The 4,841-nt window shown below is 69.4% G+C and carries 5 protein-coding genes and 2 pseudogenes; 1 reads left to right on the forward strand and 6 read right to left on the reverse strand.

The features are described 5' to 3' along the window. Nucleotides 1-261: 261 nt before the first annotated feature. From ABZ862_RS38250 to ABZ862_RS38265, 4 genes are all read right to left on the reverse strand, one after another. Entirely contained in the window at nt 262-636 is a 375-nt protein-coding gene (locus ABZ862_RS38250) for a fic family toxin-antitoxin system, toxin component (protein WP_360969180.1), read from the reverse strand. After that, on the reverse strand, nt 636-875 hold the full coding sequence (locus ABZ862_RS38255; RefSeq protein ID WP_360969183.1) for a hypothetical protein: 240 nt from the start codon (nt 873-875) through the stop codon (nt 636-638). Before ABZ862_RS38255 ends, ABZ862_RS38250 begins: the two co-directional genes overlap by 1 nt. 19 nt (nt 876-894) lie before the next feature. Next, nucleotides 895-1,965: a competence protein CoiA family protein gene (locus tag ABZ862_RS38260; protein ID WP_360969186.1), complete on the reverse strand. Its 1,071-nt coding sequence runs from the start codon at nt 1,963-1,965 to the stop codon at nt 895-897. A gap of 554 nt (nt 1,966-2,519) precedes the next feature. After that, entirely contained in the window at nt 2,520-2,981 is a 462-nt protein-coding gene (locus tag ABZ862_RS38265; RefSeq protein WP_360969188.1) for a nuclear transport factor 2 family protein, read from the reverse strand. Nucleotides 2,982-3,087: 106 nt separating this feature from the next. Between ABZ862_RS38265 and ABZ862_RS38270 the strand changes: the two are divergent. After that, nucleotides 3,088-3,982: pseudogene (locus ABZ862_RS38270) on the forward strand (IS982 family transposase). A gap of 125 nt (nt 3,983-4,107) precedes the next feature. Here the strand turns inward: ABZ862_RS38270 and ABZ862_RS38275 are convergent. Both ABZ862_RS38275 and ABZ862_RS38280 read right to left on the reverse strand, forming a co-directional pair. Further along, on the reverse strand, nt 4,108-4,638 hold the full coding sequence (locus ABZ862_RS38275; RefSeq protein ID WP_360969191.1) for a hypothetical protein: 531 nt from the start codon (nt 4,636-4,638) through the stop codon (nt 4,108-4,110). Between the two features lie 14 nt (nt 4,639-4,652). Continuing rightward, nucleotides 4,653-4,841: pseudogene (locus ABZ862_RS38280) on the reverse strand (hypothetical protein); the annotation flags it as partial.

A 4,841-nucleotide genomic window follows, 5' to 3' on the forward strand; every position in this document is an offset into this window, starting at 1 on the left:
AGGCGCCTTCGGACTTCCCAGCCACGTACAGCCCCATGACCTGCATGTTCAGCTCCGCCAGACCTCTAGACCCCTCGAATTATGTCGAACCCGGGAAGGGGAAAGCCCGCCGGAGGGGGCCGGGAACGGCGGGTTGGGCTTGCCTGGTCCTGTGTGCTGAACAGCGGGGGTGAGTGCGGCGCGTCAGACCAAAGGCCCCCGCCACGCTGCGCGCGGTGTTGCTCCCGGTGCCGCGGGGGAGGGGCGCCGGGAGCGGGGGTGTCAGGTGGTGGGCCAGGTGCGCAGCAGAGTGGCGATCTTTCCGGCGGTGCAGGCCGGGTCGAGGAGGAGGTCCTTGAGGGCGACGGCGTCCTCGCGGGCGGGTTTGACGGAGATCCCGGCGGCTTCCAGGTACATGACGCCGCAGGCGGCGGCGACGGCCAGGTTGGAGCGCTCCAGCCAGCGGCACCGGCCCAGCGTGTGCACCAGGGCGGCGGCTTTGGCGTAGGGGCCGTCGTACACGGGCTGCTCGAACAGTTCGGCCTGGTGGCGGGCGACCGCCGCGAGGGGGACGCCGTAGTCGTCGGGGGCCGGATCGTTGGCTCCGGCGGCCTCGGCGACCTGCAGGATCCAGGGGACGTCGATGTGCAGGTTCATCAGGCGGCGCGCGCTCCGGGCGGGGTCTGCTGGGCCTGTTCGGCCTCGTCGAAGACGCTCTGGTGCTCGGCCAGGAAGCGGGCGGCGGCGTCCACCGCACGGGCGCGCAGGCCGCTGGCATCGTCCTGCACGAGCCGGGCGAGGTAGTCCCCGATGCTCAGCCCCAGGTCGGCGGCCCGCTTCTTCGCAAGTTCCGCGACGCCCTCGTCCACGCGGGCGCCCAGTTGTGTCTTCGCCATACCCGCATGGTAACAGCCGTTACCATCCTGTGGGGCGGCCACAGCCGGAGTGCCGATCCGTCCGCCCCCCACTGCCGGTCCTCCTCAGCACAGAATGTGCCGCCCGTAGCGCACCAGGGACTCGGCGAGCGGCCGGTGGCACACGTCGCACACCGGCTCCCCGCCCGCCGGCCGCGGCACCGGCCGCACGGGGGGGCAGCGGAGCGGGAACCCAGGGGCGCCTCGCCCGCCGGATGGCGGCCTCGCGCCGCCGGTGCTGGGCCTGTTCCTCCTGGCGGCGGGCCTGGTCGGCGTCCCGCCGTACGCGGGCGGCCTCTTGGGCCAGGCGCTCGGTCATCGCGGGCGGGAACGTCACCCCGCCTGCGTCCAGGCCGAGTTCGCTGAGCGGGAAGCGCTCGGAGACGACCGGGTCGCCGGCGCAGGGCGGATGGTGGAGCGCGTAGAGGCGAAGATCCTTCGTCCACCACCGCGGACCACGCTCGTGGGGCCGGCCGAGCCGGGCCTCGGCCGCCTCTTCGCGGTGATACAGCGTCCAGGCCGGAACACCCTCGTCGAACAGCACGTGCGGGATGCGGGTGTCCGGACGCATGAACCACACGTCCCGCACACCGGCGGCGGCGTAGTCGCGGTGCCGGGCCTGCCACCGCTCGTCGGTGATCAGCTCCCGCTGGGCCTCCAGCGCCAGGCGGCCGCCGTCGCCGAGGACCACGTGGACGTCCGCGCGCCGGTCGCGGTCGGGAGTCCACTGCTCCAGCCGCACCCGGGTGACGTTCGGCAGGGCAGCCGCCCAGCGGGCGAGCCGGTGCTTGGCATTGATGTGCCAGACCGTCTCGCGGCTGGGGCCACCGGGTGGCGCAGTTCCGGCCGGGTGCGCGAAGTGCGCCCGTACCCGGCCGCCGATCCGGCCGCGCGCCAGCAGCGGCACCTTCGTCCCCACGGGCGCGTCGATGCCGCGCCAGCAGTAGAAGCACACCACGGTCTCCCGCCGCCCGTAGCCGAGCGCACGCCACTGCTCCAAGGGCCGTTCGCCGATGTGGACCTCACGCCGGGTCTCCAGGTCGAACCCCACCACGAGCAGATCGTCCAGCACCCCACACTCCTCTCAACCCACCCGAACCATGAGCACAGAGCATCCCAACGGCCACTGACAGTCCCCTCCCCACGGGTCGTACAGCAGAACCGCATTCGGGCGGACACTCGATCACGCCCAACGGCGGTCCGTGCGCACGCCACGACGGCGGCGGGCGCACCGTCTGGAGGCCCCCTGACGGCTCCTGGGCCCGCGCCGAAGCAGACGGTCCCCACCAGGCCCCGACCGTCCACCAGGGCACCCCCCCCGCTGACGGGGCCCTGCAACCGCCTGACCGAGGGCCCGGCCACGCCGCGCGTGCCAGCCACCGGGCGGAGCCGGAGGCCACCGCAGCCCCCAGGGGCCGGCGGGCCGACGCGCTCGTCATCCTCTTCCACAGCCCGCCCAACCGCCCTGCGGCCGAACAGGCCCCTTCGCGCCCCGGCGGCGAGCGCAGGATCCTTGACCCCGGCCCGGGCTCAAGAGCGGGCAGAGCGATCACACCGGTGGCGACCTCGGCAGTGATCTGCCGACCGTCCTGGACCCTCTAGACGAATGAGTCCGGTGTCAGAGGCTCAGGAGCGGTTGCTGAGGCTGGCGGCCACGGCGGTCAGTCGGTCCATCGCGTGAGCCACACCGAGCCCGTCCATGTAGTCGCGGACATGCACGATCTGGCTGTTCCGGACCCGGATCACGAGCAGGCCGGGGAAGTCGAAGGACTGGCCGGTCGTGGTCACGGTCCCGGAGACGATCTGCTCGACGACGATCACCTCCGGGTCGGTGTTCTCATGCACGACAACTTCGCGGATCTCCTGCGGCTGCGCTGGGCTTGCACCCCAGGCCGCTCGATAGCCCGCGCGGACCTCTTCGCGTCCCCGGTAGCGCTCAGGCATGCCGGGGAAAAGGAAAGGAAACTCGTGCACGGCATCGACCGCGTACAGATCGGCCAGGTCGTCCGCGGACTTGTCGAGCATCGCCTGCTGATAGCGGGCCAAGACCTCACGAGGGCCGAGGTCGGCCGAGGTTGTGTCCGGCATGGCTGTTGGACTCCGTTCAGTCAACGTGTGGACGACATGCGAGCGCTGGGCCAGAACTTCAGGACTTTCGGCCTGCTGACCAGATGAGGGCCTCCAAGATCCGGTTGTGACGCCCGACTTGGAGACCCTCTTGACCGCACTCTATGTGAAGATCGACGACGAGATCGGAGGAACGCGATGGATGGGACGCCCGCCCCTTCTCAGCGACTCCGAACTCGTCTGCCTGGCGGTGGCCCAGGCACTGCTCGGCTACCGCTCCGAGGCACGGTGGCTGCGCTTCGCCGATAAGCGCCTGTCCGGCCTTTTCCCCTACCTGCCCCAGCAATCCGGGTACAACAAGCGCCTGCGGGCGGCTCTACCGCTGGTCAAGCGCATGATCCGGGAGCTGGCCATGGACAGTGGCTTCTGGACGGACACGGTATGGATCACCGATTCCACCCCGGTGCCGTGCGGTATGTCCCGCCCGACCGTCCAGCGCTCGAACCTGGCGGGCTGGGTCGGCTACGGCTACTTGCGCCTCCCACTCCCGGTTCTTCTGGGGCCTGCGCCTGTACCTGGTCTGCACGCCGACCGGCATGCCGATCCTGTGGGCGCTGGCCAATCCGAAGATCGGTGAGCGCGAAGTCCTGGCCGCGATGCTCGAAGTCGACGCCGAACTGATCGCCCAGCGCGAGGGCATCCTGCTCATCTCGGACAAGGGCTTCGCCTCGAAGGTGTTCGAGAAGGACCTCGCCGAGCTCGGCGTCGAGCTGCTGCGACCGTCGTTCAAGCGGGAAAAGGAGCGCTACGGCGAGCCGATGCTCAAGAAGGTCCGCCAGCTGATCGAGTCGGTCAACGACACCCTCAAAGGGCAGCTCGACCTGGAACAACACGGCGGGCGGACCTTCGAGGGCGTCGCGATCCGGGTCGCCCAGCGAGTCCTCGCGTTGGCCGCCGGTATCTGGCACAACAACAGGATCGGTGCACCTGTCACCCGCTCGCTAATCGCGTATGACCACTGATCACATGGGACTCACTCGTCTAGTACTCCAGCTGTAGATCGTGATCTTGTGTCTTGCGGCGGCGAAGGCTGAGCGCGTGCTCTCGACAACGGGAGCGCCTCGACTCAGCCGGAGGCGCCGTAGCACTACACCTTCTGGCAAGCCCTCGCTTTGAACTCCGCTATAGGGACAGTGACTGCCGATTCATCACCATTGTCCGAGATCTTGTCGTAGAGGACTTTCCCTGGGGTGAGCCGGTCCCGGTCTCTCGGGGTGAAGGAGACGCTCCTCGATGACCACGAGTTGTCCTTGGTCCAGCCGTAGAGGGCATACGTGGTCTTGGCTGTGAGTGGAGTGAGGGATCTGATCGCGGTCCAGCCGGCGGCAGGAGAATCGAGGGCCCAGGTGGTGAGACCAGCCCTGACGGGGCGGTCGGTGGTCCATGAACCGACCGTGACTGCCTTGTTGACGTCGTCGCTGTCCACGTAGAGGGTCGCGTTATTAATCTGATGTCCGCAGACCATCATGACGCCGAGCAGATGGCCGTCGCCGGTCACGGAGACGCCGGCGACGGCATCGACGGGAATCGTGCATCCTGAGGTCGTTGCCAGGGCCACGCCGACCGCGACGGCGCCGACGAAGCGCCCGAACACCGGCCGTGAAGTGATCGACCACATGCTTAGAGGTCATCTCATTTGGTGAGTCTGCGGTAGCAGATGAGGGTGCAGGCGATGCTGGTGAAGGCGAGGAAGTGGTCGGCCTCGCGTTCGTAGCGGCGGTGGAGTCGGCGGCAGCCGGCGAGCCAGGCCGTTGGGTCGGCCGCGCGGCGAGGTGCTCGCCGTGAGGGCGAGTCCTGTTCCGCGCGGCCTCCCGCCGAACC

The sequence above is a fragment of the Streptomyces sp. NPDC047000 genome (assembly GCF_040644295.1).
In the GTDB taxonomy this organism is placed as follows: domain Bacteria; phylum Actinomycetota; class Actinomycetes; order Streptomycetales; family Streptomycetaceae; genus Streptomyces.